The sequence below is a fragment of the Streptomyces sp. NPDC002181 genome, from assembly GCF_042890485.1.
GTDB lineage: Bacteria > Actinomycetota > Actinomycetes > Streptomycetales > Streptomycetaceae > Streptomyces.
Map to the genome: position 1 here is coordinate 1 of NZ_JBIASC010000018.1, position 15,935 is coordinate 15,935.

10 protein-coding genes and 1 pseudogene are annotated in these 15,935 nt (G+C 72.7%); 3 read left to right on the forward strand and 8 right to left on the reverse strand.

All coding sequences use genetic code 11. The features are described 5' to 3' along the window. Positions 1 to 100: pseudogene (locus tag ACFYXV_RS31510) on the forward strand (ABC transporter permease); the annotation flags it as partial. A 138-nt stretch (positions 101 to 238) separates the two neighbouring features. Here ACFYXV_RS31510 and ACFYXV_RS31515 read toward each other — a convergent pair. Together ACFYXV_RS31515 and ACFYXV_RS31520 are read right to left on the reverse strand one after the other, a co-directional pair. Further along, complete coding sequence (locus ACFYXV_RS31515; protein WP_385463330.1) at positions 239 to 1,597, reverse strand: lipase family protein; 1,359 nt, start codon at positions 1,595 to 1,597, stop codon at positions 239 to 241. Positions 1,598 to 1,942: 345 nt separating this feature from the next. After that, complete coding sequence (locus tag ACFYXV_RS31520) at positions 1,943 to 2,449, reverse strand: MarR family winged helix-turn-helix transcriptional regulator (RefSeq protein ID WP_389384734.1); 507 nt, start codon at positions 2,447 to 2,449, stop codon at positions 1,943 to 1,945. A gap of 148 nt (positions 2,450 to 2,597) precedes the next feature. Here ACFYXV_RS31520 and ACFYXV_RS31525 point away from each other — a divergent pair, with 148 nt between their 5' ends. Beyond that, positions 2,598 to 3,872 (forward strand): MFS transporter, encoded by a 1,275-nt coding sequence (locus tag ACFYXV_RS31525; protein ID WP_389384735.1) that lies wholly within the window; start codon positions 2,598 to 2,600, stop codon positions 3,870 to 3,872. 194 nt (positions 3,873 to 4,066) lie between these two features. Here the strand turns inward: ACFYXV_RS31525 and ACFYXV_RS31530 are convergent, their stop codons facing one another. Beyond that, complete coding sequence (locus ACFYXV_RS31530; protein ID WP_383346320.1) at positions 4,067 to 4,438, reverse strand: winged helix-turn-helix transcriptional regulator; 372 nt, start codon at positions 4,436 to 4,438, stop codon at positions 4,067 to 4,069. 91 nt (positions 4,439 to 4,529) lie between these two features. Between ACFYXV_RS31530 and ACFYXV_RS31535 the strand changes: the two genes are divergently transcribed. Next, positions 4,530 to 5,369: an SDR family oxidoreductase gene (locus ACFYXV_RS31535; protein WP_389384736.1), complete on the forward strand. Its 840-nt coding sequence runs from the start codon at positions 4,530 to 4,532 to the stop codon at positions 5,367 to 5,369. A 57-nt stretch (positions 5,370 to 5,426) separates the two neighbouring features. On the opposite strand, the gene ACFYXV_RS31540 is transcribed toward ACFYXV_RS31535, so the two are convergent. The 5 genes from ACFYXV_RS31540 to ACFYXV_RS31560 all read right to left on the reverse strand — a co-directional run bounded on the left by ACFYXV_RS31540 (position 5,427) and on the right by ACFYXV_RS31560 (position 15,459). Beyond that, positions 5,427 to 6,662, reverse strand: a complete 1,236-nt coding sequence (locus tag ACFYXV_RS31540; protein ID WP_389384737.1) for an MFS transporter — start codon at positions 6,660 to 6,662, stop codon at positions 5,427 to 5,429. After that, complete coding sequence (locus ACFYXV_RS31545; protein ID WP_385463349.1) at positions 6,659 to 7,933, reverse strand: cytochrome P450; 1,275 nt, start codon at positions 7,931 to 7,933, stop codon at positions 6,659 to 6,661. Before ACFYXV_RS31545 ends, ACFYXV_RS31540 begins: the two co-directional genes overlap by 4 nt. Then, positions 7,930 to 8,166 carry an MbtH family protein gene (locus ACFYXV_RS31550; protein WP_385463352.1) on the reverse strand — a complete coding sequence of 79 codons (237 nt, stop codon included), beginning with the start codon at positions 8,164 to 8,166 and terminating at the stop codon, positions 7,930 to 7,932. Before ACFYXV_RS31550 ends, ACFYXV_RS31545 begins: the two co-directional genes overlap by 4 nt. An 88-nt stretch (positions 8,167 to 8,254) precedes the next feature. Next, entirely contained in the window at positions 8,255 to 14,590 is a 6,336-nt protein-coding gene (locus tag ACFYXV_RS31555; RefSeq protein ID WP_389384738.1) for an amino acid adenylation domain-containing protein, read from the reverse strand. Between the two features lie 122 nt (positions 14,591 to 14,712). Beyond that, positions 14,713 to 15,459: a thioesterase II family protein gene (locus tag ACFYXV_RS31560; RefSeq protein WP_389384739.1), complete on the reverse strand. Its 747-nt coding sequence runs from the start codon at positions 15,457 to 15,459 to the stop codon at positions 14,713 to 14,715. Positions 15,460 to 15,935: the final 476 nt, after the last annotated feature.

The window sequence follows — 15,935 nt, forward strand, 5'->3', positions numbered from 1 at the left end:
CATCCTCATCCTCGTCGTCGGCATCGCCATCGACCTCCTCATCTTCAGCCCGGCCGAACGATGGGTCCTGCGCACCCGCGGCCTCCTGGTCAAGAACTGACGGGCCGGCCAACGCGACGTCGGTCCGCCGACGTTGCTCCTTTCACGCGCCGCACATGAGGCACTCCGCCACTGGCTCCCACGCGGTGTTGGGCTGATCGTCACTGACGATCAGCCCAAGCACGGTCCGGCTGCCGCCTCACGGCGTGGCGGTCGGCTTCTGCGGCTCCAGTGAGTTGCCCGCGGGGATCCTGCCGCAGCTGGTGGGTGCGGTCCGGCCCGCGAAGCGGTCGTCCAGCCAGGCCATGGCGCGCGGCGTCCAGTACGGCATGGCGCCGACATGGCTCAGCAGGCCGTACTCCTCGTACTTGATGGAGCCGTTGCCGTTGGCGCAGTACTGCCGGGCCAGCGCCCGTACGTCCCCGGCGACCATGACGCCGTCGCCGGTGCCGATGCCCGGCGGGGTGTTGAACGTTCCCTCCAGCCAGCCCGCGTTGCCTTGCCCGATGAACCCCGGGATGGTCGGAGTGGCGGCCTGGCCCAGATTGATCTTGTTGACCGCCTCGACGAAGACCGGGATGGAGTTCGGGTCCTTGTACTCCGGCTTCGCCATGTCCTTCCAGGTCATCCCCGGGTGGCGCCCCAGCGCGTCGACGATCGAGCCGTGTTCGAGCTCGTTGACGATCGCCAGGCCCTTGGCGCTCAGGTACGGAGTGAGGTCGATGCCGTACGAGCGCGAGACGCCGATGACGGCCATCGGGATGACTCCGTTCCAGGCCAGCGCGCCGTCGACGTACTTGAGGTTGTGCGCGGGGGCGACGAGCAGTCCGCCCTCGGCGAAGCCGACCAGCTGCCTGTTCACCTCGGGCGCGTACGCGGGGGCCAGGGCCGACGTCCAGTTGGTGGCGATGGCTCCGCCCGAGTAGCCGAACAGGCCGATCCTCGTACCCGCGTGCAGGCCGGTCTCCTGGGTGCGGCCGGCGGCGCGGATCGAGTCCAGCGTGTTCGTTCCGTACTCCGGACCGGCGGCGAAGTCGGCGTTCTGGCCTTCCGTGTCCGGGATGATCAGGTCGTAGCCCTTGAGCAACAGCGGTGCCAGGATGACGGATTCGGCGTTGGCGATGACGCCGCCGAGGGAGACGTCACCCGCGATGGCCCGGGAGGGGCCGTCCTCCGGGCTGAGGGAGTCGTAGAACGACTGGTACGACACCGCCTTGCCGCCGTCGCCGTGGGGGCTGCGGACCACGGTGGTCACGTTCGCCGAGGGCCGGCCCTGGGCGTCGGTCGTGCGGTAGAGCAGTTGGACGGCCTTCAGCGGCGTCGGGATCCCGAACACGTGGTAGTTCAGGGTGCGCTTCTTCAGAACGTCACCCGGCCGGTACGAGGCCAGCGGCTTGCCGCCTTCGTAGCGGTAGAACGGGTCGGACGCCGCTCCGGCCCCCCGCGCACCGCCCGCGTTGGGCGCGGCCGCCGCCGTCGGTGCCGTGACGGCGCCGACGCCGGCGGCGACGGCGGTCACGATGGCGGTGGACAACAGAGCAGTGGTTCTCCGGTTCATTACTCCCCCGTACGTCGAGCCGCAGTGGCTTTACCTGGCGGTAACTTACTGGAGGTAACGCCGTTTCACATAGGCGCGTCACGCCGGTTTTCGGAGTCCGCCCCACCGTGAGCCGAACGGCCGCGCAGAAGGCGTCACGGCAGCATCGCCGGGCGTCCGCGGAAGGGGCGAAACCGGCCACATCGGGTGGAAGGGACCGAGGGGACCAGCGGCCCGCGCACGCCGGCCGCACGGAGGCCGGAACTCCAACTCCCCCACCCGTAGCGGCTCGTCACAGATCAGAGGTGGTGCGGGCGCGGCGTGGCCGAATGTGTCGGGCGGACCTGACACAGCACCCCCGGCGCCCTAGCCGGTCGAGGTGTCCCCGTGGGATTCCAGGAGGGTACGCAGCGCCGCGGCCACCGCGTCACAGGTGTCGCGGTCCAGGGGAGCGAGGAGGGAGGCGAAGTGCTGCAGATGCTCCGCCATCACCTTCTCGGCGACCTCGCGGCCCTGGCCGGTCAGGCGGACGCGGACCGAGCGGCGGTCCTGGCCGTCGCGGACCCGCTCGACCAGGCCCTTGGCCTCCATCCGGTCGATGCGGTTGGTAATGGCCCCCGAGGTGACCATCGCGGCCGGGATGAGCGCTCCGGCGGTGAGCGTGTACGGCGGCCCCGAACGCCGGAGCGTCGTCAGGATGTCCAGCTCGCCGACCTCCAGATCGCGTTCGGCGACGAAGGCCTTGAGCTGCTTCTCGATGATCCGGTTCATCCTCTGGATCCGGGCCAGGACCTCGATGGGCCACAGCTCGTCCGTCAGATCGGGCCGCTGCGCCGCCCACTGACCGACGATCACATCCACCGCGTCACTCATCGGACCTCCGCCCGTGTCGATCACTCGCTCGTGCCGGATCCAGCATAACCCGAATACCTCAACGTTAAGAGACTTGACGTTCAGGGGCTTCCGGTGATTTTATTTCAACGTTGAGATTGTTAACCTTCAGATGGATTGGAGCGGCGCCATGACCACCGCGCCCGCAGGCACAGACACCGGCATCCGTGCCGGGACCGGCACGTCCGCCACCCGCACACCGGTAGTCCCGGCGACCCCCGGCAGCCCAGCGGCCCGCGGACCCGTCCCCGCCTTCTGGCTCGCGCTGCTCGCCACCCCCATCGCCGCCGGGGCCAACGCCCCGGTCCTGATCCTGCCGGACATGGCCCGCTCGCTCGGGGTGTCCACCTCCACCGCGTCCTGGCTCGTCTCCGCCTTCGCCTGGGCCATGGCCGTCGGCACCCCCCTGCTCGCCGGACTCCTGCGCCGCACCGGCCTGCGGCCCGTGCTGCGCCTCGCCTCCGTGCTCGTCCTCGGGGGCACCCTCCTCGTCGCGGCCTCCCCCTGGCTCCCGCTCACCCTGGCCGGCCGGGCCGCCCAGGCCGCGGGCGGCGCGGGACTGGTCGCGGCGGCGATGAGCCTGGCGGGAACGGCCCGCCGGATGGGAGTCATCAGCGCCGGGTTCGGCATGCTCGGGGCGGCCGGACCGCTCCTCGGCGAACAGCTCGCACACGCCGCCTCGTGGCGGCTGTCCCTCTCCGTGTCGGTGGTCGCGGTGCTCGCCGTGCCCGCGGTACTCCGGTACGCCGGGGCCATCACGCCCTCGTCCGACCGCTTCGACGGCCGTGGCGCCGCCCTGCTGACGGTGCTGGCCACCGCCCTGGTCACCTTCCCCCACGCCCCGTTGGCCGCACTGGGGGCCGCCCTCGTCGCCGCGGTCCTGCTCGCCCTGCACATCCGCCGCCGCCCCGAGGGGTTCGTCCCGGCCGCCCTGCTGCGCACGCCGGTCTTCCTGACCTCGGGACTGCTGGCGCTCGTACTGTCGGGCTCGTACTTCACGCTGCTCTTCGCGGTACCGCGGCTGCTCGGTGACCGGGCCGGCTGGGACACCGGCGCCGCGGGCGCCGGCCAACTGGTCGCGCTGCTCGTCGGATCGGCACTGTCCTGGCTGCTCGCCGCGGCCTCGGCCCGGATGGGCCGCCCGGCCGTACTGGCCGTCCTGATCGGCGTCGGGGCGCTGGCCGCCGCCACCGCGGCCTTCTCCGACTGGGGCCCGCTCCTGCTGGCCGCCACCGTCGGCGGGGTCTTCGCCGCCACCGGCGCCAACGCCTGCCTCTCGATGCACGCCGCGTCCGGCGCCCCCGAGCACCAGCGCCCCACCGCCATCGGCCTGTTCGCCCTCTGCTACCAGCTCGGCGGCGCCTTCGGCCCGGCGGTCGCCACGGCTCTCGTGCTCGGCTCCTGACCCGGGGCCGGCCACGCCCCCCGGCCCCCGGCCCGTCCCGCCCCACGGCGGCGGCGGGCCGGCCCCCGTTCTCCCCCGGGCACCGACGGTTGCCGCGGATCATCCGCCGGGGCACGGGGTCGGTGGTGAGCCGGCGACGCCGGACCCAAGTCGCCGGCCCTGTACGTCAGGGGCGGACTCTGGCTGGACCTGCCCTAGTTCGGGCTGCGCGGCGACAGTTGCCGTGTGATCCGATCGAACAGCTCCGTCAGCGGCTCGCCGACGTCCCGGCCGAACTCGGTCAGCCCGTAGGTGACCTGAGGCGGCGTCGTCGGCTCGACCTTCCGCCAGACGAGGCCGTCCTGCACGAGCGCGCGCAGGGTCTGGGAGAGCATCTTCTCGCTGATGCCCTGGATGCTTTCGCGCAGTTCGTAGAACCGAAGGTCGTTACCCCGCAGGGAGATCAGCACCCAGATGCCCCACCTGCTGGTCACGTGGTCGACCATGTTGCGCGCGGGGCAGTCGGTGTGAAACACGTCATACCGCCCGCCCGGCTCGGTCCGTGTGAACTGCGCGCCTTCCAGCATGTGAGGAGCTTACCTTCAGGTACGTCCTTACTGAAAGTAAGCCCGGCTCCTAGCGTGATCGTCGTCGAGAACAACGAACGAGGAGCTGAACATGATCGTGGTGACCGGGGCTACCGGGAATGTGGGACGGCCGCTGACGCGGGTGCTGGCCGAGGCGGGCCGGCAGGTGACCGCAGTGTCGCGGCACGCGGCAGCGGCACCGGACGGTGTCCGCCACGTGGTGGCCGACCTGAGCGAGCCGGCCGGCGTCGAGCCCGCGCTGGCCGGGGCGAAGTCGCTGTTCCTGCTGCTGTCCGGCGAACTGCACGCCGACGGGGCCAAGCCGATCGAGGTGATCGACCGGGCCGCGGCGAGCGGAGTCCGCCGGATCGTCCTGCTCTCCTCGCAGGGCGTGGCGACAAGGCCCTTCGGTACGACACGGATCACGGTGCGGGCGGTGGAGGACGCGCTGCGGGAGTCCGGTCTGGAGTGGGCCATCCTGCGGCCGGGCGGCTTCGCCTCCAACGCCCTGTGGTGGGCCGAGTCCGTCCGCACGCGCAGGGTCGTCGCCGCGCCCTTCGGCGATGTCGGGGTGCCGGTCATCGACCCTGCGGACATCGCCGAAGTCGCGGCGGCCTGCCTGCTGGAGGACCGGCACGCCGGAGGCGTGTACGAACTGACCGGCCCCGAGGTGATCACGCCGCGCCGGCAGACGGAGGCCATCGCCGACGCCCTGGGGTCGCCGGTCCGGTTCGACGAACTCACCCGCGACGAGGCCAAGACCGCGATGACCCGGAGCCTGCCGGCGGAACTCGCCGACGACACCCTGGACATCCTCGGTTCTCCGAGCCCGGCCGAACTGCGCGTCTCCCCGGACGTGCGGCGGATCCTCGGTCGCGCTCCGCGCCCGTTCGCCGACTGGGCCGCCCGCAACGTCGCCGCGTTCCGCTGAGGGCCGCCCACCGCGGATGACGACGGCGGCCCGGCCCGGTGCCCTTCCCGGGCCGCCTCAGGACACGCTCGCCTCCGCCTCCACCCTGTTGTTCGTGATCCGCCAGACGCCTGACGGCGCCAGGCTGGCCGTGGCGCAGAGGAACAGGACCGCCGCCAGGGCGACGAGCATGGGCGAGGCGGAGTCGGCGGCGAAGAGGCCCGCGGCGGCGAGGCCGACCGGGCGCAGCACCTGGGAGCCCATCCAGTCGTACGAGCTGACGCGCGAGATCACGTCCTTGTCGAGGTTGACCTGGAGCGTGGCCAGCCAGACCGTGTCGGCGAGCGTCGAGGCGGTACCGCCGAGGGCGGCGGCCGCGACCAGGACCCAGACGGGTGGGTCGAGGACGATGAGGAGCGGAAGGGGCACGAAGAGGAGGGAGAGGACGCGCACGGCGATCATCGGGCGGGCGGGACGCCAACGCGTGGCCGCGACGTCGCCGACGACCGCTCCGGCGCCCATCGCCGCCACGATCGCGCTCCAGGCCATGACCCCGTGGTGGTCTTGGCCCAGCGTGGACGGCCCCAGCACCTGGAGGCTCGCCTGGAGGACGTTCGCGGCGCAGAACAGCACGATGGTCTGCCAGATCCAGCCGCGGCTGCGGACGCTGTCGAAGCCGTCGACGAAGTCGCGCCAGACGGAGTTCGCGGGGACCGTGCGCGTGAAGCCGGTGCGCATCCGGCCGAGCAGGACGGCCGCCGCCACGTAGCTGAAGGCGTCGAACACCAGCGCCCAGCCGCCGCCGACGGTCAGCAGCAGGCCGCCGGCGACCAGCGGGCCCAGCGAGCGCGAAAGACTGCGGGTCATCGACATGTAGGCGACGGCGGACTGGAGCTGGTGCTCTTCGACGGTCTCCTGGGTCATGCCGGTGGAGGCCGGGAAGTAGAACCCCCGCGCCATGCCGAACGCCACCTGGAGGAGGACCGCGCCGTAGAGGTCGAACTTCCCGCTGATGAGCATGTACCCGGTGCCCGCCTGAGCCGCCGCGCTCACGAGGTGGCAGGTGACCACGATGCGCCGGCGCGGCAGCCGGTCCGCCCAGACCCCTCCGAGCAGCAGCAGGGCGAGCGTCGGTACGGTCTGGGCGATGAGCAGAGCGCTCAGGGTCGAGGGCGATCCCGACTGCTCCATGATCCCGAGGGCGAGGGCGACCGGCGCGATCGCGGTGCCCGCCATGGAGATGGCCTGCCCGGCGAACAGGTACCGAAACGACGTGCTGGCGAAGGGGCCGGCGGCGGTGCGCGCGGCCGTCATGCCCGCTCCCCCGGGCCCGCGCCTTCCCGCCAGGACAGGCCGACGTCCAACCGCCGGTACCCCTGTACCAGGTTGGATCGGAGCCACCGCGGTTCCGCGGCCAGTTCGACCGAGGCGAAGGTCTCGGCCATCACGCGCAGCAGGATGGCGAGTTCCACACGGGCCAAGGCGGCGCCGAGGCAGTGGTGGGTGCCGACGCCGAAGCCGAGGTGGCGGTTGGGCCGGCGGGCGGGGTCGAAGACCCCGGGGCGGTCGAACACGCGGGGGTCGCGGTTGGCGGCGGGCAGCCAGGCGGCGACCGCGGCGCCCTTCTCGATCGTGTGGCTCCCGATCGTCACCTCTTCGGTGGCGACCCGCAGGACGTGCATCGCGGGCGAGGTCCACCGTATGACCTCCTCGACGGCCACCGCTATGAGGTCCGGGTCGGCGGCGAGCGCCGGCAGGAAGCCCGGCGCGTTCGCGGCGGCGTGGAAGGCTCCGCTGATCGCGTGCCGGGTGGTCTCGTTCCCTCCGATCAGCACGTTGTCGCAGTTCATGAGCACGTCGTCAGGGCTGAGTTCCGGGTCGGCGAGCAGGGCGCTGATGAGGTCCTCGCCCGGGTCGTCGCGGCGCTCGGTGATGAGCTCGTCGAAGTAGAGGAGGATCTCCGCGTGCGCCTCCGACGGTGTCATGTCCGCGAAGCTGTCGTCGGCCCCGCCGAAGGCGTGGTTGGTGAGCTCGACGAGGTATTCGCGGTCCTCGGGCGGGACGCCGAGGATCTCGCACACGGCGGCGGCGGGGATGCGCGGGCCGATCGCGGCCGCCACGTCGACGACCGGGTTGTCGCGTTCGAGCGCGATCAGGGCCCGGGTCTCGGTCTCGATGAACGAGGACAGCGAGGCCGAGTGCGAGCGGGACATGAACGGCGCTATGACGCGGCGCAGTTGGGTGTGGCGGGCGCCGTCGGAGACCACGATCATGCGGCCGCCGGCCCGGTCGGGGTGTGCCGCGTCGAACCCGATCATCATCCCGTACTCGGACGTGAAGGGCGCCTGCGGGCCGAGCACCTTGCCGCACGCCGCGTGCGAGAAGACGGACCAGAAGCCGCTCGGCGAGGATCCCGGGCCGGTCCACACCACGCGGTCCTCCGCCGCGAGCGTGCCCCACATGGCGTGCCGGTCCGTGGTCGCGTACAGGTCCGGATCGCCGAAGTCGGGCCCCTGGCCTCCCGTGACGGGTTCCGGCGCCGGGGCCCCGGGCGCGGCCGGGGCCCCCGTCGTGCCCGGGTTCACGGCCGGTCCGCCGCGGTCTCGGTCCCGGCACCGGTCGCGCGGACCAGGCTCAGCGGGCGCATGTCGGACCAGGACCGCTCGACGTAGGCGAGGCATTCGGCGCGCGGCGCGGCCGCGAGGGCGACCGTCCAGCCGGCCGGGACGGCGTTGCCCTCGGGCCACAGTGAGTGCTGGCCCTCGTCGTTCACGAGGACGAGGTAGGAGGCGCTGTCGTCCTCGAACGGGTTGGTCATGGAGTGCTCCTTCTGCATGACGGCGCGGGACTGACGCCGCGGAACGTGCGTGTGGCAGTGGGGGTGGCCGGGGGGGTGGGGCTCCGGATCAGGGCCGTCCGCCGGCGGCGCGCCGGGACCGCGGCCGCGGGGCGGCCGCCTTCGCGCCCTCCAGCTGCTCGGCCAGGCCGGCGACGGTGGGGTGGGCGAACAAGGTGCGCATGGACAGCTCGACCTTGAGCTCGGAGCGGATCCGGCCGACGAGCCGGGTCGCCATCAGCGAGTGACCGCCGAGGGCGAAGAAGCTCTCGTCGACGCCCACGTCGTCACGATCGAGGAACTCGCCGAAGAGCCGGCACAACACCTCTTCCCGTGGCGTGCGCGGCGCGTGGCCGACGGCCGGCCGGTCGGGGGCCGGGGCGGGCAGGGCGCGTTCGTCGAGCTTGCCGTTGGGCGAAAGCGGCCAGGCCCGCAGGCTCACGTACGCGGTGGGGACCATGTACTCGGGCAGGGCGGCGGCGGCCAGTGCGCGCAGCTCGTCCGGGTCGACGGTGCCGGTGCCGGGACCGGTCCCGGATTCCGGGACCAGGACGTAGGCGACGAGCCGGGGTTCGCCGCTGCCGTCCTCCCGGAGCTTGACGAAGGAGTCGCTGACGGCCGGGTGCTGGTTCAGCCGGTCGGCGATCTCGCCCAGCTCGATCCGGTAGCCGCGGATCTTGACCTGGTGGTCGACGCGTCCGGCGAACAGCAGGTCGCCGCTTCCGCTCCATCGGGCCAGGTCGCCGGTGCGGTACATACGGGTTCCCGGCTCGCCGAACGGGTCGGCGACGAACCGCTCCGCGGTGAGGCCGGGCCGGCCCAGATAGCCGCGGGCGACGCCCGCGCCGGCGACGTACACCTCGCCGACGACGCCGACGGGGACCGGAGCCAGGTGCGCGTCGAGCACGTACACCCGGGCGTTCTGGATGGGGCGGCCGATGGGCGGGGTACCGGTGCCGGTCAGCGGATCGCTGACGGTCGCGCAGACCGTGGTCTCGGTGGGGCCGTAGGCGTTCAGCATCCGGCGGCCGGGGGCCCAGCGGGCGGCGATGTCGGCGGGGCAGGCCTCACCGGCGACCGCCACCGTCATCTCGCCCGCGCCGCCGGACTCGGCGTCGGCGGGCAGGGAGCTGAGCAGGCTGGGCGAGAGCGTGGCGTGCGTGACGCGGTTGCGGGTGAGGAACTCCGCGAACGGCAGTCCGAGTTCGGCCCGGTCGCGGGGGCCGAGGACGAGCGCGGCGCCCGCGGTGAGGGTGGCGGCGATGTCCCAGACGGACGCGTCGAAGTTGAGCGAAGCGAACTGCAGCACGCGGCTGTCCGGGGTGATGCCGAGGTGGTGGACGGCCGCTGCCGCGGTGTTCGGGATGCCGCGGTGGCTGACCACCACGCCCTTCGGGCGGCCGGTCGAGCCGGAGGTGTAGATGACGTACGCGGCGTGGTCGGCGTGCAGCGGGGCGCGCCGTTCGGCCGGGGTGGGATCGGTCGCCGGGTGGGCGGCCGTGTCCGCTGAGCCGAGGCGCAGCACCGGCACCTCGCCTCCCTCGCCGAGCTGGGCCGTCGCTTCGTCGACGACGAGCAGGGCGGGCCGCGTATCGCCGAGCATGTACGCGGTGCGCGCTGCCGGGTAGGCCGGGTCCAGGGGGAGGTAGGCGGCGCCCGCCTTCCAGATCGCGAGCAGGGTGACGATCTGCTCGGCGGACCTGGTCAGGCACATGGCGACGACGTCCTCGGGGCCGAGGCCGCGCGCGATGAGCAGGTGGGCGAGCCTGTTCGCCCGCCGGTTCAGCTCGGCGTACGACAGTTCCGCGTCCTCGGCGACCACGGCGGTGGCCTGCGGCCGCTCGGCCGCGCGCGCCTCGAACAGGTCCACGACCGTGCCGGAGGGCAGCCCGGTGCGGGTGCCGTCGCCGGTGGCCAGCAGTGCGGCCCGCTCGTCGGCGGCGAGCACCTCGATGCGGCTGAGGGGCCGGTCCGGGGTGTCGACCGCCGCGCGGAGCAGCCGTTCCAGGCGCTCGACGAGACCGGTGACCGTGCCGGCGTCGAGCCGGGCCGCGGCGTACTCGGCGACCAGGCTCATGCCGGCGGCCGTGCCCTGCTCGTCGTGGGTCTCGCCGATGCCCAGCCAGAGGTCGCACTTGGGCCGGCCGGTGGCCACCACGTGTCCCTCGGCGTGCAGGCCGGGCAGGGACAGACCGAGGCCGGTGATGTTGTCGAAGGCGAGGGCCACCTGGAAGAGCGGGGTACGCCCGTCGGCCCGGTCGGGGTCGAGCTGGTGGACGACCCGGTCGAAGGGGACGTCCTGGTGGGCGTACGCGGCGAGGTCGGCGGTGCGGACCCGGCCGAGGAGTTCCCGGAAGGTCGGATCGCCCGAGGTGTCGGTGCGCAGCACCAGTGTGTTGACGAAGAAGCCCACGAGCGGGTCGAGGGATTCGTCGGCGCGGCCGGAGACGGGTGCGCCGAGGGGGATGTCGGTGCCGGCGCCGAGCTTGGTGAGGACGGCCGCGAGGGCGGCCTGGACCACCATGAAGAGGGTGGCGCGGTTCTCCTGTGCGAGCGTGACCAGCCGCGCGTGCAGCGGGCCGTCGAACCGGTGCTCGTGGAGCCGGGCCTCGTCCGTGGCGGGACCGGCGGTGGCCGGGGCGGGCTCGCCGGGCAGGTTGAGCTGCTGGGGTATGCCGTCGAGGGCCGTGCGCCAGAAGGCGAGCTGCCGCCCGGCGACGCTGTCCGGGTCGCTCTCGTCGCCGAGCAGTCGGCGCTGCCAGGCGGTGTAGTCGGCGTACTGCACGCGCAGTTGCTCCCAGCCGGGGCGAGCACCGGTGATGCGCGCGGCGTAGGCGGTGCCGAGGTCTTCGCAGAGCGGGATGAGGGACCAGCCGTCGCCCGCGAGGTGGTGCAGGGCGATCACGAGCAGGTGCTCCTGCGGGGCCGTCCGGAACAGGGTCGCCCGGATGGGAAGGTCCGTCACCAGGTCGAAGGGGGCTCGCGCCGCCCTCTCGGCGGCGGCCCCGGCGTCCGCGGGATCGATGTCCAGTACGTCGCCCAGGACGCAGGGGACGGCGTCGGCGCGGAGGATCCGCTGCACCGGCTCGCCTCCGGTCTCGCGCACGACGGTGCGCAGGCTCTCGTGCCGCTCGACCACGTCGTCCAGGGCTGCTCGCAGGGCCGGCACGTCCAGCGGGCCGGAGAGCCGGACCGCCAGCGGGATGTTGTACGCCGGGCTCGCGCCGTCCAGCCGGTCCAGGAACCACAGCCGGTGCTGGGCGGCCGACAGGGGCTCGTCACCGCGTCCGTCGCGGGGCGAGAGCGCCGTCCGGGCCTCGGTGGCCGGCGACCCGATGTGTTCCGCCAGGGCGGCCATCGTCGGGGCGGCGAACAGCGTCTCGATGCCGAGGTCGCGGTCGAGGGCCGTGCGGATCCGGTTGACCAGACGGGTCGCGAGCAGGGAGTGCCCGCCCAGGGCGAAGAAGTCGTCGTCCGGGCCGACCTGGGGCAGGCAGAGGATGTCCGCCGCCAGTCGGCAGAGGACCTCCTCGTGCGCGGTGCGGGCGGGCCGGCTGTCGGTCCGGGGCGTGAAGTCGGGGTCGGGCAGGGCGTTGCGGTCGACCTTGGCGTTGGGTGTGAGCGGCAGGGCGGGAACGACGACGAACGTCGGCACCATGTACGCCGGCAGCAGCCCCGCCACGTGCTCGCGCAGGGCGTCGACGCGCACGTCCTCGCCGTCGGCCGGGACCACCCAGGCCACCAGTCGCTTGTCGCCGAGCGGGTCGGGGCGGACGCCGACGGTGGCCTGCGCGAGGTGTGGATGGCGCACCAGGGCGGCCTCGACCTCTCCGGGCTCGACGCGGAAGCCGCGGATCTTGACCTGGCCGTCGGCCCGGCCGATGAAGAGGAGGTTGCCCTCCGGAGTCCAGCGCACGAGGTCGCCGGTGCGGTACATGCGCTCGCCCGCGGGCCCGAACGGGTCGGCGACGAAACGCTCGGCGGTCAGCGGCGCCCGGTCGACGTAACCGCGCGCGAGCCCGCTGCCGGCGATGTACAGCTCACCGGGAACGCCGGGCGGGACGGGGTTCAGGTGCTCGTCGAGGACGTAGGCGCGGGTGTTGTCCATGGGCGCGCCCATCACCACGGTCTCTTCGACGCGGTGCGGGTGCTTCATCCGGTACTTCGTGCAGCACAGGGTGATCTCGGTGGGCCCGTAGATGGCGGTGACGGTGGTGTCCGGGCAGGCGTCGAGGACGCGCTGCACTGCGGTCGGCGAGACGACGTCGCCGCCGGTCCACACCTCGCGCAGTCCGGCGAAGGCGTGCGGCGCCTCCTCCGCCATCAGCCGGAAGAGCCCGGCTGTGATGAGGGCGCCGGTGACCCGGCCCTCGACCAGAACCTTCTCCAGTTCACGGGTGTCGAGGTCGCCCGCGGGCGCGACGACGATCTGGTGGCCGTTCAGCAGCGGGGCCCACACCTCGAAGGTGGAGGGGTCGAACGCGTACGGGGAGTGCAGCAGCACGCGTTCGGCGCTGCACGGGCCGGCGTCGGGGTGCCAGCACTCGTCGGCGGCGAGGTCCAGTACGTCGCCGTGGGTGATCGCGACGCCCTTGGGCACACCGGTGGAGCCGGAGGTGTACATCACGTACGCGAGCTGCTCCGGCAGTCCGGGTACGGCCGGATCGGTCTCCGTTTCCGTGCCGAACGGTTCGTCGTGGTCGTCGACGACCACGACCACCGCCGGGTGGTCGAAGGCCGGCCGGCCCATCGCGCGGTCGGTGAGGATCACCGTGGAGCCGGTTTCCCGGACGGCGAGCTCCATCCACGCCGGGGAGTAGCCGGTGTGCAGGGGCACATAGGTGCCGCCCGCCTTGACGATCGCGAGAATGGAGACGACGAGGTCGACGGACCGCTGCTGGAGGATCGCGACGCAGGTCCCCGGGCCCACACCGTGGCCGATCAGGCGGTGCGCGAGGCGGTTGGCGCGGGCGTCGAGCTGCGCGTAGGTCAGGGCACGGGAGCCCGCGCTGACGGCGACGGCTTCGGGCGTCCGGCGCGCCTGGGCGGCGAAGGCCTCCTGGAGGGAGCCCGGCAGCCGCGCGGGCCGAGAGGTCTCGTTCCAGGTGTACAGGATCCGCTCGCGTTCCTCGGGATCGAGCACGTCGAGGTCGGCGATCCGCTGGTCCGGGTCGCTCACGGCGGCCCCCAGGACGCGCGCGAGACGGGCCGTCAGCGCCTCGGCGCCGGCGCGGTCGAACAGGTCCGTGGCGTAGTCGAGCCGGAGCGACAGGCCGGCCGCGGTCCCCGGTGCCTCGCGCTGCTCGCGTACGTGGAAGGCGAGGTCGGGGCGGGTGGCCACGGCGTCCACGGGCTCGGCCTCGACCGTCACCGCGCCGAAGTCGATGTCGATGTCGCCTGCGATGCCGCCTGCGATGCCGAAGTCGAGGACCGGGCCGGCGGGCACGTCCAGGAACACCTGGAACAGCGGGTGTTCGGAGCGGGTGCGGGCGGGCCCGCCGACTGCCTCGACGACCTGCCCGAACGGGGCGTCCTGGTGCGCGAAGGCGGCGAGATCGGTCTGCCGGACCCGGTCGAGCAGCCTGCGGAAGGTGGGGTTGCCGGTGGTGTCGGTGCGCAGGACGACCAGGTCGTCCCCGGAGCCGAAGCCGAAGCCGTGGGTGCGGGCGTGGGCGTGGCCGGAGCCGGACGCGTCCGTCGGCCCGGTGGTCGTGGCCGGCCGGGCCGCGGCGCCGATCGGGACGTCCGTGCCCGCGCCGAGCCGGGTCAGGAGTGCGGCCAGGGCCGCCTGGACCACCATGAACGGTGTGGTGCCGGTGTCCTCGGCCAGGGCCGGGAGCCCTTCGCGCACCTCGACCGGGAGCGGATGCTCGACGACGTCGCCGGCGTGGCTCAGCACGGCGGGCCGCTTGAGGTCCGTGGGCAGCTCCAGCTGCCCGGGCAGGCCGGCCAGCTCCTGTCGCCAGAAGTCGATGTGCCGGGAGAGGCGGATGTCCTCGTCCCGGGAAGAGGGCCCGTCCTGGGCCTGGCGACCGGGCCACTCGGGCGCGTGGCCGTCGAGCCGGGCCCGGTAGGCCGTTCCCAGGTCGGCGACCAGGCGGTCCGGCGACCACCCGTGCGCCGCGTCCCGGCGCACCACGGCGAGCAGGACGTGTTCGTCGGCATCGGTTCGGAACAGCGAGGCCCGGTGGGGTGGTTCGGACCCGTCGGCGGGTTCCCGCCGGACGGTCTCGGCCCGCAGTGCGGCCGGCAGGTCGGCCTCCGCGACCGCCGCCGACGTCCACGCCGGCCCGGTCGCGGCGGTTTCGGACGCGCCCGTGGCTCCGTGGCGCACCAGCACGTCCTCGAGGGCGGCCCGCAGCGCCGCTTCCTCCAGCGGACCGCGCAGCCGCAGAGCAACCGCCATGTCGTGTGTCATCCGTACCCCCTGTTCGCCGAACGGCGATGTGATGCGCTCCCGCGCGTCGTTCGTCGTCGTGCGCGCTCGTGCAGTGTCTGAAGTCGACCGGTTTCCGGGTCCGCCCCGGGTCACCCCTGGAACCGGGCCATGCAGTCCGTGATCGTCGTCGCGAACCGGCCGATGTCCGCGGTCGGATAGAAGTGGCCTCCGGGCAGGCTGCGCAGTGCGAAGTCCGCCGTGGTGTGGTGCGCCCAGTCGTGGGCCTGCTCCCGGTCGACGTGGGCGTCCTGCTCGCCGAGCAGCGCCACCACCGGTGTGTTCACGACCGCCGACCGCGAGGACGCGTACCGCTCGACCGCCCGCAGGTCGGCCCGGACCGCGGGCATGATCATCGAGAGGAGCTCCGGGTCCGTGACGGCGGCTGTCCCGCCCAGCTCCGAGAGTGCGGCGAAGAGCGTCTCGTCGTCCCGGTCCGCCTCGCCCCAGTCGCGCCGCACGCGGGACGGCGCCTCGCAGGCGGAGGCGATCAACAGGCAGGGGCCCGATTGGGCTTCGGCACGGCGGGCGACCTCGAAGGCGACGATGGCTCCCATGCTGTGCCCGAGGAACGCGGTGTGGCCGTCGAGCCTGGGCCGCAGGGCCTCGAAGGCGCCGTCCGCCACCGCGTGCAGGTCGTCGAGGGGCTCCTCAAGGAGCCGGTCCTCCCGCCCCGGGTACTGCACCACGAGCACGTCGAGGTCCGGGCCGGCCGCCCGGGACAGCCCGTACCAGTAGCTCGCGCCCCCTCCGGCGTGGGGAAAGCAGACGAGCCTTCGCGTGGCGCGCGGCTTCGGGTGGAAGCGCCGCAACCACGGATCTTCGCTTGCGATGGGCACGTACACCCCTTTTCTCGTGCCGGAAACAAATCGACGCCGACCCCGATCACGTAGGTGAACCGGCCGATGTCGATCGGGGCCGACTCTATCCCGAAAGAAACTCGACGGCGGCCAGGCTACCTGCTGCACGCGTGAATGCATTTAAGGGTCCACAGGTCTCCGGATCTTTGTCAAACCATTACCTCCAGCAATTACGTCACGGACATCTTGCACGAAACAGAGACATTAGCCCTGTCGCGACCCTTTCGGCCAAACCGGTCCATCATCTTGCCATTTGAGACGGCGGGAGAGTTCTAGATCACCCGCCGACTCGCGGGCCGAGATTCCGACATCCGGATATCGCCGCAGGTCAGAGCGGTGTTCAACAGCCTCCGGATGCTCCCGTCCGGAGCTTGCCGGAAACGGAATGTATTGATCCGTGATCACGGATGATGGTTATGATCTTGGGTGGCTAGAAATTTGCACGGGGGAGGCCA

Excerpts from the sequence above, each read along its gene's own strand:
- ACFYXV_RS31515 (WP_385463330.1), bottom strand. The coding sequence starts at position 1,597 with ATGAACCGGAGAACCACTGCTCTGTTGTCCACCGCCATCGTGACCGCC.
- ACFYXV_RS31520 (WP_389384734.1), bottom strand. The coding sequence starts at position 2,449 with ATGAGTGACGCGGTGGATGTGATCGTCGGTCAGTGGGCGGCGCAGCGG.
- ACFYXV_RS31525 (WP_389384735.1), top strand. The coding sequence starts at position 2,598 with ATGACCACCGCGCCCGCAGGCACAGACACCGGCATCCGTGCCGGGACC.
- ACFYXV_RS31530 (WP_383346320.1), bottom strand. The coding sequence starts at position 4,438 with ATGCTGGAAGGCGCGCAGTTCACACGGACCGAGCCGGGCGGGCGGTAT.
- ACFYXV_RS31535 (WP_389384736.1), top strand. The coding sequence starts at position 4,530 with ATGATCGTGGTGACCGGGGCTACCGGGAATGTGGGACGGCCGCTGACG.
- ACFYXV_RS31540 (WP_389384737.1), bottom strand. The coding sequence starts at position 6,662 with ATGACGGCCGCGCGCACCGCCGCCGGCCCCTTCGCCAGCACGTCGTTT.
- ACFYXV_RS31550 (WP_385463352.1), bottom strand. The coding sequence starts at position 8,166 with ATGACCAACCCGTTCGAGGACGACAGCGCCTCCTACCTCGTCCTCGTG.
- ACFYXV_RS31555 (WP_389384738.1), bottom strand. The coding sequence starts at position 14,590 with ATGGCGGTTGCTCTGCGGCTGCGCGGTCCGCTGGAGGAAGCGGCGCTG.